Source organism: Methylobacterium sp. D48H, assembly GCF_053345715.1.
In genome coordinates this window covers 199,753-214,853 of record NZ_JBKFAP010000002.1, presented here as the reverse complement: position 1 = coordinate 214,853, position 15,101 = coordinate 199,753, and the positions used below count along the sequence as shown (strand labels likewise).

Genomic DNA, 15,101 nt, shown 5'->3' with positions numbered 1-15,101 from the left:
ACACCCCCCGAGCAAGCAGGCTTATTGGGACGTTGACCGGTTGCGTTACCGGACGATGACCGTGGCTCCCACGGGCACCCGGTTGTAGAGGTCGACCACGTCGATGTTGCGCATCCGGATGCACCCCGAGGAGACCGCCTGGCCGATCTTCTCGGGCTCGTTCGTGCCGTGGATCCGGTAGAGTGTGTCCCGACCGCGGTCCGACAGGTACAGGGCGCGGGCGCCGAGCGGGTTCATCGGGCCGCCCTGCATGGCGTGGACGTGCGGCCAGCGCCGGATCATCTCGGCCGGCGGGTTCCAGGCCGGCCACTCCGCCTTGCGATCGATCCGGGCCGTGCCGGTCCAGCCATACGCCTCGTCGCCCACCGACACGCCGTAGCGCATCGCCCGGCCGTTCGGCAGGACGAGGTAGAGCTGGCGCTCCCTGGTCTCGACGACGATCGTGCCGGGCGCTTCCCGGGTCGGGTCGGCGATCTCGTAGCGGGCGAAGTGCGGATCGAACTCGGCCTCGGGCACCAGGGCCATGTACTCGGCGTCGCGGGCCGAGAGCGCCGGATCGGGCACGCCCTTGAAGGTGCAGCCCGCCAGCAGCAGGGCGCAGCCGAGTCCCGAGATGATGCGCATATCCCCGCCTCGAAGGTCGTCGCGGCCGCGGCCGCGGACGGGGCGCGCGGATCGCCGATCCGGGTCCGTCCCGTGGAAGAATCACGCAACCATAAGGGGGCAACGGCACCCCGCCGTAGTCCGCGCGTTGGGCCCGTGGCACATTGCCGGCTCCTGTTGCCGGTGCGCGACAGGCGAGCACCCCGGGAGCGACCCTCGTGACCACCCTCTACGTGAGCCATCCCGCCAGCTTCGATCATGAGGTCCCCGAGGGGCATCCGGAGCGACCGGCCCGGATGCGCGCGGTGGAGCGGGCCCTGGAGGACGAGCGCTTCGCGGGCCTCGTGCGGGCCACGGCGCCCCGGGGCGAGATCGAGGCCGTCACCCTCGCGCACCCGCGCGAGTACGTGGACGCGCTGGTGGCGGCGGTGCCCGAGCACGGCATGGTCGGCATCGATTCCGACACGATCCTGTCGGCGGGCAGCCTCGAGGCGACGCTGCGGGCCGTGGGCGGCGGGATGCACGCCGTCGACGCCGTCGTCGGCGGCGAGTGCCGCAACGCCTTCGTGGCCATGCGCCCGCCCGGCCACCACGCGGAGCGGACCCGCGCGATGGGCTTCTGCCTGTTCAACCACGCCGCCATCGCAGCGCTGCACGCCCGGAAGAAGCACGGCGCCGAGCGGGTGGCGCTCGTGGACTGGGACGTCCACCACGGCAACGGCAGCCAGGACATCTTCTGGAACGACGCCTCGGTGCTCTACTGCTCGACCCACCAGATGCCGCTCTATCCCGGGACAGGATCGCCGTCCGAGCGGGGCGAGAAGGACACGATCGTCAACGTGCCGCTGCGGCCGAACGACGACGGCGAGGTGTTCCGCGAGGCGTTCGAGACCGGCATCCTCTCCCGCCTGGAGGCGTTCCGCCCGGACGTGATCGTGATCTCCGCCGGCTTCGACGCGCACCGGCTGGACCCGCTCGCCAACCTGCGGCTGGAGGCCGAGGATTTCGGCTGGGCGACCCGCCGCCTGATGGACCTGGCCGAGCGCTGCGCGGGCGGCCGGGTCGTCTCGATCCTCGAGGGCGGCTACAGCCTCGAGGGCCTCGGCAAGTCGGTGGCCGCCCACGTCGACGCGCTGATGGGCCGCTGACGGCAGCTGCGTTGCGGTCGTCCGGCGGCACGCGATAATCGGCGTCTCGGAGGAGATCGCCGCCATGCCGCCACGGAGCCGTCTGCGCCCACCCCTGCGGAGCATTCCCGTCCCGGCCGCGGGCTCCGCTCGATGACGCTCGCGGGCTTCCTGACCTACGCGCTGGCCCTCGGGGTCGCTGCCGCGATCCCCGGGCCCGGCGTCGTCGCCCTCGTCGCCCGGGCCCTGGGCGCCGGTTTCGGCGCCGCGATGGCCTTCTCGCTCGGCCTGATCCTCGGCGACCTGACCTATCTCGCCGCCGCGATCTTCGGCCTGTCGCTGATCGCGGAGGCGCTCGGGGCGGTCTTCGTCGTCGTCCGCTACGGCGCGTCGCTCTACCTGGCCTACCTGGCGTTCCGGCTCTGGCGCGCGGCCGGAGCCGCAGCCCGGGTCGAGGGGGAATCGCGGGACCGGCCGTGGACCAGCTTCGTCGCCGGGCTGACCATCACCTTGGGCAATCCGAAGACGATCGTCTTCTACCTCGCGATCCTGCCAACGCTCGTCGATCTGCGGGGCGTGACGGCGGCGGATTGCGTCACCCTCGTCGTCATCACGGCCGCGATCCTCTTCGCCGTGATGACGCCCTACGCGGCGCTGGCGGCGCGGGCGCGCGAGTCTCTCCGGCGGCCGGCCTTTCGCGCGCGGCTGAACCGCGGCGCCGCGGCGATCATGGCCGGCGCGGCGGTCTGGACCGTCCTGCGCCGCGCCTGACCGGGGCGCTCTTCCGGGCCTCAGCCCTCCAGGGGCTCGTCGCCCAGGAGCTCGATGCCGAAGCCCGAGAGGCCGACATAGGAGCGGGACGAGGTGGCGAGATTGCGGATCGAGACCACGCCGAGATCGCGCAGGATCTGGGCGCCGAGCCCGACCTCGCGCCACTGCCGCGCCCGGAGCGCCTCCGTACCCTCGTCGGTGACGCTCTTGACCGGGACACCCGCGGTGCCGTCCCGGAGATAGACCAGCACGCCGCGCCCGGCCGCCGCGAAGCGCTTGAGCACGGCGTCGATCTGCTTGCCGCCGCCGATCACGTCGGCCGCGACGTTGGAGCGGTGCAGGCGCACCAGCACGTCGCGGCCGTCGCCGATCTCGCCCATCACGAACGCGAATTGCTGGATCGACTCGAAGGGCGTCGAGAAGACGTAAGCGTTCAGGTCGCCGTGGTTCGAGCGCACCGGGAAGTGTCCGACCCGCTCCACCAGACGATCGCGGGCCTGCCGATAGGCGATCAGGTCAGCCACCGAGACCTGCTTGAGGCCGTGCGTCTCGGCGAAGGTCTCGATCTGCGGCCCCTTCATCACGGTGCCGTCGTCGTTGGCGAGCTCGCAGATCACGCCCACGGGCGGCAGCTCGGCGAGGCGGCACAGGTCGACGGCGGCCTCGGTGTGGCCCGAGCGCATGAGCACGCCGCCGTCGCGGGCGATCAGCGGGAAGACGTGGCCGGGCCGCACGAAGTCGCCGGCGCCCATGTTGCCGTTGGCCAGCGCCCGCACGGTGTTGCAGCGCTGCTCCGCCGAGATGCCGGTCGTCAGCCCGTGCTTGACGTCGACCGTGACCGTGAAGGCCGTGCCCAGCGGCGCGTCGTTCGAGGCGACCATCGGGGCGAGGTGCAGGCGCCGCGCCTCGCTCTGGGTGATCGGCGCGCAGACGATGCCGCAGGTGTTGCGGATGATGAACGCCATCTTCTCCGGCGTGCAGAGCGAGGCGGCGACGACGAGGTCGCCCTCGTTCTCGCGGTCGTCGTCGTCGGTGACGACCACGATCTCGCCGCGGGCGAAGGCCGCGATGGCCTCTGTGACGGTGCAGTGGGGCACGGGCATTCTCGAATCGTTGGGACGGACCCGGATCAGGGCCGGGATCCGACCTGTCCGCGATGGCGCAGATAGTGATCGGCCAGCACGCAGGCCATCATGGCCTCCGCGACCGGCACGGCGCGGATGCCGACACAGGGATCGTGCCGGCCCTTGGTGACGAGATCGACCTCGCCGCCGTCGCGGGTGACGGAGCGGCGCGGGGTCAGGATCGAGGAGGTCGGCTTCACGGCGAACCGCACCACGACCGGCTCGCCGTTGGAGATGCCGCCCAGGATGCCGCCCGCGTGGTTCGCCAGGAAGCGCGGCCGGCCGCCGTTGCCGGCCCGCATCTCGTCCGCGTTGTCCTCGCCGCGCAGGGCCGCCGCCGCGAACCCGTCGCCGATCTCGACGCCCTTCACGGCGTTGATCGACATCATCGCGGCGGCCAGGTCCGCGTCCAGCTTGCCGTAGACCGGTGCGCCGAGACCGGGCGGCACGCCCTCGGCGACGACCTCGATGACGGCGCCGACCGACGAGCCGTCCTTCCGGAGCCCGTCGAGATAGGTCTCGTAGAAGGACGCCGTCTCGGCATCGGGGCAGAAGAACGGGTTGTTGCCGACCGCGTCCCAGTCCCAGCGGGACCGGTCGATGGCGTGCGGGCCCATCTGCACGAGGGCCGCCCGGATGGTCACGCCCGGGATGACCTTGCGCGCCACCGCGCCGGCCGCGACCCGCGCGGCGGTCTCCCGCGCCGAGGACCGGCCGCCGCCGCGGTAGTCGCGGATGCCGTACTTCACGTCGTAGGTGTAGTCGGCGTGGCCGGGGCGGTAGCTGTCGCGGATCTCCGAGTAGTCCTTCGAGCGCTGATCCGTGTTCTCGATCATCAGCGCGATCGGGGTGCCGGTGGTGAGCTGGCGGCCGCCGGTGCGGTCGTCCGCGAAGACGCCGGACAGGATCTTGACCTGATCGGGTTCGCGGCGCTGCGTCGTGAAGCGCGACTGGCCGGGCTTCCGGCGATCCAGCTCGGCCTGGATCTCCTCGGCCTCCAGGGGCAGGCCGGGCGGGCAGCCGTCGACGACGCAGCCGAGCGCGATCCCGTGGCTCTCGCCGAAGGTCGTGACGCGGAACAGGTGGCCGAAGGTGTTGTGCGACATGGCGCGGCTGCCTTAGCGCGGGAGCGGCGGGGGCACAAACGCGGCCCGTGCAGGGCGGCCGGGCAGACCCGCGCGCGGCGACGGGTCGGAGCGCCCGGCAGCCTCACCGGGCCTTCCGCGAACCGGGCAGATCGAGCCCGCCCCGCGCCTTGAGCGCCCGGTACGCCGCGACCGCCGCCGCGAGATCCCGGCGCAGCCGGCGCTCGTCGCCGAGATCGGCGAGGGCGTAGGTGAGGCCGAGGATGTGGGCGGCCTCGTAGCCCTCCGGCAACTCGCCCGCGCTGCCGAGGGCGATCGTCGCGTTCGGCAGCGCTTCGGCGAAGTCCGACAGCCGCGTCCTGAGCGCGGCGCCGCTGGCGCGAAGATGGGCACCGGCCGCCGCCGGACCGTGGCTGCGGATCGCCGCCACCGTTCCCTGCGCCAGCGACAGGTGCACCGCCTCGCGGTGCGCCGGAAACAGGTAGACGAGGTAGTAGCCCCGCGTGGCGCTGGTGGTGACGGCGGGATCGAACACGGCGATCCAGGGGATCGCGGCCCAGCGGCTCCCGCGCCCCGGGCTGCCCTTCACCAGGAACGGCCCGTCGATCGGCTCCAGGGCGGCGCGCAGCTCGTCCGGCGCACCCCTGCGGATGACGGCGGCGAGCGGGTGGCCGGCCGGCGGGTCGAGCCGGGCGAGCGGGTATTCCTCGACGATCCGCCGGAGCGCGTAGCCGAGGCTCACGGCCGCGCCAGCACCCCGCCGGTGATGGCCTCGCGTACGCCTGTGGTCGCCGGGAAGGTGATCGGCAGGCCCTTGAGCGAGCGCACCGCGAGGTACGCGAAGGCCTGCGCCTCCAGATAGGCGGAGGACCAGCCGATCGCGTCCGCGGTCGTGATCTCGGCGCGCAGGTGGTAGTTCAGGAGCCGCACCAGCTCGCCGTTGCGGGCGCCGCCGCCGGCCACGATCCAGCGGGTCGGGACCTCAGGGGCGTGATCGAGGGCGCGGGCCACGGCCCGGGCTGTGAAGGCCGTGAGCGTCGCGGCGCCGTCCTCGGTCGAGAGTTGTCCGGCGAGCTTGTGCGAGAACCAGTTCCGGTCCAGCGACTTCGGCGGTTTGCGGAAGAAGAACGGGTGCGTCAGGAGCCAGGCGAGCAGCTGCTCGTCCGGGCGGCCGCGGGCGGCGGTGCGGCCGCCATCGTCGAGGTTCTTGCCCTCGCGCTCCTGCATCCACTCGTCGATCAGGGCGTTGCCGGGACCGGTGTCGAAGGCGATGACGCCGCCCTTCGAGTCGATCAGCGTCGCGTTGGCGACGCCGCCGATGTTGAGGATGCCGAAGGGCCCGTCGAAGCCCGACGCCTCGGCGAGCGCCTTGTGGAAGACCGGCACCAGCGGCGCCCCCTGCCCGCCCGCCTCGATATCGGCCCGGCGCAGGTCCGAGACGACCGGGATGCCGAGCCGGGTCGCCAGCGCCTGCCCGTCGCCGATCTGGATCGAGATCCGCTGGTCCGGGCGGTGGATCACGGTCTGGCCGTGGAAGCCGATCACGTCGATCTCGGAGGCATTCAGGCCGTGCTCCTCCAGGAAGCGCTCCACGGCCTCGGCATGGGCGAGGGTGACGAAGGCCTCGGCCTCCGGCAGACGCCCCGGCCGGTCGGCGGGATGGAGGACGGATTCGGCGTCCTTGGTGGCCGCGCGCAGCAGCGCCTTCTCGTCGTCGGCGTAGCCGCGGTAGCCGGTGGGGCCCAGCGGCTCGAGGAAGTTGTTGTGGCCCTTGACCACGTGGACGCGCTCGCCGTCGGTCTCGATCAGCGCGATGTCGACGCCGTCCAGCGAGGTGCCGCTCATCAGTCCGATCGCGCGCATCATCGCCATGCCGTGCTGCCCCGTGCCTTTCGGCCAACGCCCTGCTAAGAGCGCGCCGTATCCTGAACCCAGCGCGAGCTAGCATGCGGGGCCTCGGCCTGTCGCGCCAGCGCGCGACCCGAGATGGCATCCATGACCGCCGAGAGCTTCGCGCCGAAATCCGACTTCCTGCGGATCCTGACCGAGCGCGGCTATATCCACCAGACCTCGGACCTCGCCGGCATCGACGCCGCGGCCCTCGAGGGCCGACTGACCACCTATGTCGGCTACGACTGCACGGCGCCCTCGCTCCATGTCGGGCACCTCCTGTCGATCATGATGCTGCACTGGCTGCAGGCCACTGGGGGCAGGCCCATCGCCCTGATGGGCGGCGGCACGACCCGGGTCGGCGACCCGTCCGGCCGCGACGAGACCCGCAAGATCCTCACCGTCGAGCAGATCGACGCCAACAAGGCCGAGATCCGCAAGACCTTCGACCGGTTCCTGCGTTTCGGCGACGCGGCCGGCGACGCCGTGATGGTCGATAACGCCGAGTGGCTGACCAAGCTCAACTACATCGAGATGCTGCGCGACGTCGGCCGCCATTTCTCGGTGAACCGCATGCTGTCGATGGACAGCGTGCGCCTGCGCCTGGAGCGCGACCAGGAGCTGTCGTTCCTCGAGTTCAACTACATGATCCTTCAGTCCTACGACTTCGTGGAGCTGAATCGCCGCTACGGCTGCGTCATGCAGATGGGCGGATCGGACCAGTGGGGCAACATCGTCAACGGCATCGATCTCGGCCGCCGCATGGGCACGCCGCAGCTCTACGCCCTGACCTGCCCGCTGCTGACCACGTCGTCCGGCGCCAAGATGGGCAAGACCGCGGCCGGCGCCGTCTGGCTCAACCCGGACATGCTGAAGCCCTACGATTACTGGCAGTTCTGGCGGAACACCGAGGACGCGGACGTGGCCCGCTTCCTCAAGCTGTTCACCCTGCTGCCCATGGAGGAGATCGCGCGCCTCTCCGCCCTCGCCGGCTCCGAGATCAACGCGGCCAAGATGGTGCTGGCCACGGAGGCGACCGCGCTGATGCACGGCCGCGAGGCCGCCGAGGCCGCCGCCGAGACCGCCCGCAAGACCTTCGTCGAGGGGACGCTGGCCGCCGACCTCCCGAGCGTCACCGTGCCGTCCGCCGCCCTGGAGGCGGGCCTCGGCGTGCTCACCGCCTTCGGGCCGGAGGTCGCCAAGCTCGTGCCGTCCACCAGCGAGGCGCGCCGTCAGATCAAGGGCGGCGGCCTGCGGGTCAACGACGTGGCGGTCACGGACGAGAAGGCCGTCCTCGGCCGCGGCGACGTGACCGCGGACGGGGTGATCAAGCTCTCCTTCGGCAAGAAGCGGCACGTGCTGTTGCGGCCCGAATAGGCCGCCCGAGACCGCCACGAGGGACGGAACGCGTGAGCATAGCCCGCATCCTGGTGATCGACGACGAGCCGCCGATCCGCCGGCTGCTCCGCACCGGTCTCGGGACGCAGGACTACGCGGTCGTCGAGGCGGCCGACGGGGCCGCGGCCCTCGCCGCCCTGGAGACCGGCGGGGTGGATCTCGCGATCCTCGACCTCGGCCTGCCCGACATGGCCGGCCACGCCCTCCTGGCGGCGATCCGCGAGCGCTGGCCCGACCTGCCGGTCGTGATCCTGTCGAGCCGCGACGACGAGCGCGGCAAGGTCGAGGCTCTCGATCTCGGCGCCGACGACTACGTCACCAAGCCCTTCGGCATGAACGAGTTGCTGGCGCGCATCCGCGCGGCCCTGCGCCATCGCCTCGCCATGCAGGGGGAGCGGCCGGTCTTCCGGGTCGAGGACCTCTCGGTCGACCTCGTCCGCCGCATCGTCCGCGTCGGCGAGCGCGAGGTGAAGCTGTCGCCGCGGGAATACGAGTTCCTGCGCGTGCTGGTGCAGCACGCCGGCAAGGTGCTCACCCACGCGCAGCTCATGCGCCACGCGCCGGCTTCGTCGGACCCGCAGTACCTGCGCGTCTACATCCGGCAGCTGCGCCAGAAGCTCGAGCCCGATCCCGAGCGCCCGCGCTACCTGCTCACCGAGACCGGCGTCGGCTACCGCCTGCGCGCGCCGGACTGAGCCCGGCGCGCCGGCTCAGGGCTCCAGCCCCTCCTCGACGCGCCGCGCGGCGCGCAGCTTCTCGACCCGCGCCACCGAGAACACCGAGGCCTCGTAGAGGAGCAGCATCGGGATCGCGAGGGAGAGCTGCGAGATGACGTCCGGCGGGGTCAGGATGGCGGCGGCGACGAAGACCAGCACGATCGCGTAGCGGCGCTTCTCGCGCAGGAACGCCGCGTCGATGATCCCGATCTGGCCGAGCAGTGTCAGGATCACCGGCAGCTGGAAGGCGATGCCGAACGCGAAGATCAGCGTCATGATCAGCGACAGGTACTCGTCGACCTTCGGGAGCAGCTTGATCGTCGGCTCCCCGGCGACGCCCACCTGCTGGAGCGACACCGAGAATTTGATCAGCAGCGGCATCGCCAGGAAGAACACCACGAGCGCGCCGAGCAGGAAGAAGATCGGGGTGGCCACGAGGTAGGGCAGGAACGCCTTGCGCTCGTTGCGGTAGAGGCCGGGTGCCACGAAGGCGTAGATCTGCGTCGCGATCACCGGGAAGGCGAGGAAGGCCGCGCCGAAGACGCTGAGCTTGATGTTGGTGAAGACCTGCTCGAGGAAGTGCGTGGCGATCAGCTCGGCGTTCTGCGCACCCACGATGGAGACGTAGGGATAGACCAGCACGTTGTAGATATCGCGCGAGAAGAAGAAGCACGCGAAGAACATCAGCACGAAGGCGATGAGCGACTTGATCAGCCGCGACCGCAATTCGATCAGATGTTCGAGCAGGGGCGCCCGGGACGCCTCGATCTCGGCCTCGTCCGCCTCGCTGATCATCGGGCAGCCGTGCCGTTCTTAGACTCTTCGGTGGCGGGATGCGCGGCGGGCGGGTCGAGCGGTGGGCCGAACGGATCGTCCACTGAGCCGGGCACGGGCAGGGGCGCCTCCGCGACCTCGGTCGTCGCACCATGGTCCGACGCGCCGGCGGGCGTCACCGGATGCGTATCGGCGGCGTGAGGTGCCGCCGCGGCTTCCTGCTCGGCCTTCAGCTGCGCCGTGGCGTCGGCCAGCGACCGGGTCTCGACCGGGGTCGTCTCGGGGCCGGGCATCTCCGGTCCCATCTTCTCCGGACCCATCTTGGCCCGGCCCTCGACGGCGCCCTTCAGTTCGTCGCGGATCGTCTGCACCGGATTGAAGGTCGAGCCCGCCGTGCGGACGGTGTTGCGGATGCCGTCGACCTCGCGTCGGACGTCGTCGAGCTCGGCCTCGCGGATCGCCTCGTTGAACTGCATCTGAAACTCGCCGGCCATGCGGCGCAGCTTCGTGGTGATCTGCCCGACGGTGCGCAGCGCCTTCGGCAGATCCTTCGGCCCGATGACGATGAGGGCGACGCCGCCGATCAGCATCACCTCGCCCCAGCTCATGTCCAGCATGTCGTCGACGGTCCTGCTGCCCCGAGATCCGGCACGGCGGCCGGACCCCGTCAGGCTCTACACGAGCGCGCGCGCTCTGACAGTCCTACAGTCAAGCTCGCCGTCAGACCGGCTTGCGCTCGCCGCCGGGGATATGACTCGCCGGGATCGCGGTGCCGGGGCTCGTCTCGGCGGTGTGCGGGATGGTGCGAACCGGCTCGGCCGGCGGCGGCGCGGCCTGGGCCGCCGGCGGGGTCTCGTCCTCGGCCATGCCCTTCTTGAAGGCCTTGATGCCCTTGGCGACGTCGCCCATCAGGTCGGACACCTTGCCGCGTCCGAAGAGCAGCATCACGATGACCGCGACGATGACCCAGTGCCAGATACTCATGCTGCCCATGGCAACCTCCTGCGGGCGCCCCGAAGAAGCGGGAGCGTGACGCCACGTCCGGTTGAGGATTTCGGGGCGAACCTAGGGATCGCGCCGCCCGAACACAAGCAGAGGCGATGCCACGGCCGGTGGAAGGCCGCGATGGATCGCCGCGCGGTGTCTCAGGTCAGGCGGCGGCGAGGGCCGCGGCGAAGCGGTCGCGGGCTTCCGCGACGTCGAGCCCGTCGCCGGCGGGGTCGAGCCGCGCCAGCGCGGCGGCGGCGCGCCGTGCGGCCTCGCCGGTCAGTTCGGGCGCCGCCTCGGCCACAGCCTGCATCTCGTCGCGCGCGCCGTTGCAGTGGAGGCCGATGTCGATCCCCGCCGCGAAGGCGCGCTCCGTCCGGTCGCGGAACGTGCCGGTCAGCGCGTGCATGGACAGGTCGTCGGTCATCAGCAGGCCGTCGAAGCCGATGGCGCCGCGGATGATGTCGCGGATGACGGTGTCCGACTGGGTCGCCGGCCGGTCGGGATCGATGGCGGTGAAGACGACGTGCGCGCTCATCGCCATCGGCAGGTCCGCGAGGGCGCGGAAGGTGCGGAAATCCTGCCCGGAGAGATCCGCGCGGGTCGCGTCGACCACCGGGAGGCCGTGGTGGCTGTCGCAGGTGGCGCGCCCGTGCCCGGGGATGTGCTTCATCACCGGCAGGACGCCGCCGGCCATCAGGCCCTCGGCGACGGCGCGTCCGATCTCGGCGACCCGCTCCGGGCTCGTCCCGTAGGCCCGGTCGCCGATGATGTCGTGCGAGCCCGGCGCCGGCACGTCGAGGACGGGGGCGCAGTCGACGTTGATGCCGACCTCGGCGAGGTCGTGCGCCATGAGGCGCGCGCCGAGCCGGGCGACGGTCGCGGCGCTGCCGTTCAGGCGGCCGTAGCGGCCGCCGGCCGGATAGGCCGGCCAGTGGGGCGGGCCCATCCGCTGGACCCGGCCGCCTTCCTGATCGATCAGGATCGGCGCCCGGTCGGACCCGACGCAGTCCCGGAGTGCCCCGGTGAGGGCGCGGACCTCGTCGGGCGTCCCGATGTTGCGCTTGAACAGGATGAAGCCCCAGGGCTTCACGTCCCGGAAGAAGGCCCTCTCCTCCGCCGTGAGCGACGGGCCGGTGCAGCCGAGAATCAGGGCGCGGGAGGTCATCTGGAACGACTCGGGGACAGCTCGGTTGCGGCGCGAAGACGGCGCGAGAACGGCGGCGGAACCGCCGGACGGCGCGAATCGATTGCGACAGAGTCGGGCGGGAACGGGGAGCCGGCAAGACCAAACCGCGGCCCGGGACCAGGGACGGCGCGATGGGGCCGCGCCTGTTGCCGCCGGGACTCGGTCGGACGCCCGACGCGGAGGCCAGACGCGGAAGGCCGCGGACGGGGTGCTGTCCCGTGCGCGGCCTCCGGTCAGGGCCTCAGTTCTTGGCCACGAAGCACTGGCCGCCCGCGCCCTGCAGGGCGCTGCACAGGCTCGCGGCCTGGGCCTTCTCCAGCGGTCCGACGCGGACGCGGTAGATCGTCTTGCCGTTGACCTCGGCCTGCCGGATCAGCTCGGGCTTGCCGGCGAGCTGCGCGTACTTGGCCTGCAACTGGTGGAACGCGGCCTTGGCCTCGGCGGCGGAGCTGCGCACCCCGAGCTGGACCGAGAAGCCGCTGACCGGGCCGGACTTCACGGCGTCGTCGTCCGTCGTGGTGCTGGCGGTGGTGTCGGGCGCGGCCGCCCCGGCCGGAGCGACGGCGGCGATGCGCTGGGCGGCCTTCGGCGGCGGCTTCACGGCCACCGGCTTGGGCGCCGGCTGCTCGACCGCGGCTTCCGGCTGCGCGTCGACGGGCGTGGCCGTGGTCGCCGGCATGGCTGCGGCGGTCTGGCGGACGGGCCTGGACTTCGGGGCCGGCGGGGCGGGCGGCTCGTCGCTCGGCAGGACCATGGTGGGGATCGGGGCCGGCCCGGCATCGGCGGCCTGCTGCTCGCGCGGCGGCGGCGCGGGCGGTGCCTCGGGCTTGACCGCGACGGTGCGGACGCGGCGCGGCTCCCCGAACGCCTCGAACGGGCCGCTGCCCGGCGTCGTGCCGCCCTGGGCGCCGCTCGGCTGCGACGGGCCCTGGGCCGCCCGGGCGGCCTCGGCCACGTCGAGGGGCTGCTCCTCGCGGTTCACGATCTTGATCTGGCCGTCCTTCTTGCCCTTCGGGTCGTAGATCTGCCGGTTCTGATCCGGGATCTCGACGCCGTCGGCGACCTTCGGGGCGACCTTGAGGGGCGTGGAATCGGCCTGGACCACCGGAACGCCGCCGTGGCCCGAATTGCTCAGGCCCTTGTAGGTGAGCGCCCCGGTGACGGCGAGCGCCACCACGGCGACGCCGGCACCCACCGAGACGAGCCGCCGCCGCGGATTGGCGCGCCGGAGCGCGCGGCTGTCCGCGTAGGTCTCCTCGTCGCCGGTCGAGGTCGGGCCGCTCTCCGGAGCGTAGCCGGCGCCCTCGCGGTGCGTGTCCTGCTCTACCGAGGCGAGATACTGGTCGAACGCGTCGGCCGGCGTGGCCTTGGCGGGTTCCGGGGCGAAGCTCGGCTCGACCCGGGCATTCCAGGCGGCCTGCTGCGGCGCGGCGGGCGCGACAGCGCGCATCTCGTCGCGGGCCGCGAGCAGCGCCCGGAACGGGTCGTCCTGGCCGACGATGCGGGCGAGTTCCGCCAGCGGGTCGCCCTTGCCGGACGCCTGCGGCGCCTGGCCCTTCTCCTGACGCAGATCGCGCGCGAGGGCGTCCAAATCGACCTGAGCGCGCGAAGCGTTCGTCATGGCAGCATCCTCACATCAACGCCGAAGACCGGCCCGATGCACCCGGGCCTATCGCATCTCGTCCGGCGCGGTCACACCGAGAATCGCAAGGCCGGCCGCCAGCGTGCTCCGCAGAGCTTCGACGAGCGCCAGCCGGGCCCACGTCGACTTTCGGTCGGTTGCATTAACAAACCGTAATTGCGGCAAGTCTTTGCCCTTGTTCCAGAAACTATGCAGCGCGGAGGCCAGTTCATAGAGGTGGAAGGCGATTCTGTGCGGCTCGTGCGCCAGCGCCGCGGATTCGAGGACCCGCGGGTACTGCGCGATGAGGCGCATCATCTCGATCTCGCCCGGGTCGCTCAGCACGGAGAGGTCCGCCTCACGGGCCAGCGCCGCGGCCGACAGGTCGGCGTCCGGGAAGGCCTCGCGCGCCTGCCGCTGCACCGAGCGGACGCGGGCATGGGCGTACTGGACGTAGAAGACCGGGTTGTCCTTCGTTTGCTCCACGACCTTGGCGAGGTCGAAATCCAGGGTCGCGTCGTTCTTCCGGTAGAGCATCATGAACCGGATCGCGTCGCGGCCGACCTCTTCGATCACGTCGCGCAGGGTCACGAACTCGCCGGCCCGCTTGGACATCTTGACCGGCTCGCCTGCGCGCAACAGCCGCACGAGCTGGCAGAGCTTGACGTCGAGCGTGGCCTTGCCGTCGCTGACCGCCTTCACGGCAGCCTGCATGCGCTTCACGTAGCCGCCGTGATCGGCGCCCAGGACGTCGATCAGCTCGGTCGCGCCGGCGAGATACTTGGCCCGGTGGTAGGCGATGTCGGAGGCGAAGTACGTGTACGAGCCGTCCGACTTCAGCAGCGGGCGGTCGCTGTCGTCGCCGAATTCCCGGGTGCGGAACAGCGTCTGCTCGCGGTCCTCCCAATCCTCCGGCAGCTGACCCTTGGGCGGCGGCAGGCGGCCCTCGTAGACGAGGCCCTTGGCGCGCAGTTCCGCGAGCAGGGACTTCACGGCCCCGCTCTCCTGGAGCGTGCGCTCGGAGAAGAACACGTCGTGGCGGATGCCGATCGCCGCCAGGTCGGCCCGGATCATCTCCATCATCATGCCGAGCGCGGTCTCGCGCACCGCGGGCAGCCACTCCGCCTCGGGCTTGTCGAGGAGCGCGCGGCCGTGAGTCTCGGCCAGCGCGGCGCCCACGGGCTTCAGGTAGTCGCCCGGGTAGAGGCCCTCGGCGATCGCGAAGGGCTCGCCCAGGGCCTCGCGGTAGCGCTGGAAGGCCGAGCGGGCCAGCACGTCGACCTGAACGCCGGCGTCGTTGATGTAGTATTCCCGCGTCACCTGCCGGCCGGCGGCGACGAGCAGGTTGCACAGGGCGTCGCCGAACACCGCGCCGCGGCCGTGCCCGACATGCATCGGCCCCGTCGGGTTCGCCGACACGTACTCGACGTTGATCGGGCCGCCGGGCAGCCGCGCGCGGCCGAACGCCTCCGGCGCCGTCAGCGCGTCGCGCACGACCGCGTGGAAGATCGCCGGGTCGAGCCGCAGGTTGATGAAGCCCGGTCCGGCGACGCTCGCCTCGACGATCCGCGGGTCCGCGCGGAGTTCCTCCGCCAGGGCCTCTCCGAGCGCCTTCGGATTGGTCCGCGCCTCCTTGGCGAGCACCAGGGCGGCATTCGTGGCGAGATCGCCGTGCGACGCGTCGCGGGGCGGCTCGACGACCACGCGGCCCAGGTCGAGGCCCTCGGGCAGGTGGCCGGCGCGGGTCAGCGCCTCCACGGCCTCGCGCACGCGCGCCTCGAACAGGGCGAAGATGTTCATGGGTCTCGATCTCGCT

Annotated in this window: 15 protein-coding genes; 4 read left to right on the top strand and 11 right to left on the bottom strand. The window is 71.8% G+C overall.

Annotated features, from left to right (window positions below; translation table 11 throughout):
• Window positions 1-45 precede the first annotated feature (45 nt).
• Entirely contained in the window at window positions 46-624 is a 579-nt protein-coding gene (locus ACLBX8_RS07130; protein ID WP_447714823.1) for a L,D-transpeptidase, read from the bottom strand.
• 197 nt (window positions 625-821) lie between these two features.
• Between ACLBX8_RS07130 and ACLBX8_RS07125 the strand changes: the two genes are divergently transcribed.
• Both ACLBX8_RS07125 and ACLBX8_RS07120 read left to right on the top strand, forming a co-directional pair.
• Window positions 822-1,751, top strand: a complete 930-nt coding sequence (locus ACLBX8_RS07125) for a histone deacetylase family protein (protein ID WP_020092052.1) — start codon at window positions 822-824, stop codon at window positions 1,749-1,751.
• Between the two features lie 132 nt (window positions 1,752-1,883).
• Window positions 1,884-2,501: a LysE family translocator gene (locus tag ACLBX8_RS07120; protein WP_447714822.1), complete on the top strand. Its 618-nt coding sequence runs from the start codon at window positions 1,884-1,886 to the stop codon at window positions 2,499-2,501.
• A gap of 20 nt (window positions 2,502-2,521) precedes the next feature.
• Here ACLBX8_RS07120 and ribB read toward each other — a convergent pair whose 3' ends face one another.
• From ribB to ACLBX8_RS07100, 4 genes are all read right to left on the bottom strand, one after another.
• Window positions 2,522-3,598: a 3,4-dihydroxy-2-butanone-4-phosphate synthase gene (gene ribB / locus ACLBX8_RS07115; protein ID WP_091926747.1), complete on the bottom strand. Its 1,077-nt coding sequence runs from the start codon at window positions 3,596-3,598 to the stop codon at window positions 2,522-2,524.
• A gap of 32 nt (window positions 3,599-3,630) precedes the next feature.
• Complete coding sequence (gene aroC / locus ACLBX8_RS07110; RefSeq protein ID WP_447714821.1) at window positions 3,631-4,731, bottom strand: chorismate synthase; 1,101 nt, start codon at window positions 4,729-4,731, stop codon at window positions 3,631-3,633.
• A gap of 103 nt (window positions 4,732-4,834) precedes the next feature.
• Window positions 4,835-5,452, bottom strand: a complete 618-nt coding sequence (locus tag ACLBX8_RS07105) for a DUF3578 domain-containing protein (RefSeq protein ID WP_447714820.1) — start codon at window positions 5,450-5,452, stop codon at window positions 4,835-4,837.
• On the bottom strand, window positions 5,449-6,582 hold the full coding sequence (locus ACLBX8_RS07100) for an anhydro-N-acetylmuramic acid kinase (protein WP_020092047.1): 1,134 nt from the start codon (window positions 6,580-6,582) through the stop codon (window positions 5,449-5,451). Before ACLBX8_RS07100 ends, ACLBX8_RS07105 begins: the two co-directional genes overlap by 4 nt.
• Window positions 6,583-6,705: 123 nt before the next feature.
• On the opposite strand from ACLBX8_RS07100, the gene tyrS reads away from it, so the two are divergent.
• Both tyrS and ACLBX8_RS07090 read left to right on the top strand, forming a co-directional pair.
• Entirely contained in the window at window positions 6,706-7,977 is a 1,272-nt protein-coding gene (tyrS, locus tag ACLBX8_RS07095) for a tyrosine--tRNA ligase (protein WP_447698806.1), read from the top strand.
• A gap of 32 nt (window positions 7,978-8,009) precedes the next feature.
• A complete protein-coding gene (locus tag ACLBX8_RS07090) occupies window positions 8,010-8,693 on the top strand; it encodes a response regulator (protein WP_447681375.1) in 684 nt (227 codons plus the stop codon).
• Window positions 8,694-8,708: 15 nt separating this feature from the next.
• On the opposite strand, the gene tatC is transcribed toward ACLBX8_RS07090, so the two are convergent.
• From tatC to argS, 6 genes are all read right to left on the bottom strand, one after another.
• Window positions 8,709-9,509: a twin-arginine translocase subunit TatC gene (gene tatC, locus ACLBX8_RS07085; protein ID WP_020092044.1), complete on the bottom strand. Its 801-nt coding sequence runs from the start codon at window positions 9,507-9,509 to the stop codon at window positions 8,709-8,711.
• The gene (gene tatB, locus ACLBX8_RS07080) at window positions 9,506-10,105 is read right to left on the bottom strand and encodes a Sec-independent protein translocase protein TatB (protein ID WP_447698674.1); all 600 of its coding nucleotides are present in this window, start codon (window positions 10,103-10,105) and stop codon (window positions 9,506-9,508) included. The genes tatC and tatB overlap by 4 nt, the downstream gene beginning before the upstream one ends.
• A 103-nt stretch (window positions 10,106-10,208) precedes the next feature.
• The gene (locus ACLBX8_RS07075; RefSeq protein WP_020092042.1) at window positions 10,209-10,481 is read right to left on the bottom strand and encodes a twin-arginine translocase TatA/TatE family subunit; all 273 of its coding nucleotides are present in this window, start codon (window positions 10,479-10,481) and stop codon (window positions 10,209-10,211) included.
• A 157-nt stretch (window positions 10,482-10,638) separates the two neighbouring features.
• The gene (gene nagZ, locus ACLBX8_RS07070) at window positions 10,639-11,643 is read right to left on the bottom strand and encodes a beta-N-acetylhexosaminidase (RefSeq protein ID WP_447698675.1); all 1,005 of its coding nucleotides are present in this window, start codon (window positions 11,641-11,643) and stop codon (window positions 10,639-10,641) included.
• Between the two features lie 262 nt (window positions 11,644-11,905).
• Window positions 11,906-13,285: an SPOR domain-containing protein gene (locus ACLBX8_RS07065; RefSeq protein ID WP_091976498.1), complete on the bottom strand. Its 1,380-nt coding sequence runs from the start codon at window positions 13,283-13,285 to the stop codon at window positions 11,906-11,908.
• A gap of 48 nt (window positions 13,286-13,333) precedes the next feature.
• Window positions 13,334-15,085 (bottom strand): arginine--tRNA ligase, encoded by a 1,752-nt coding sequence (argS, locus tag ACLBX8_RS07060; protein WP_447714819.1) that lies wholly within the window; start codon window positions 15,083-15,085, stop codon window positions 13,334-13,336.
• Window positions 15,086-15,101: the final 16 nt, after the last annotated feature.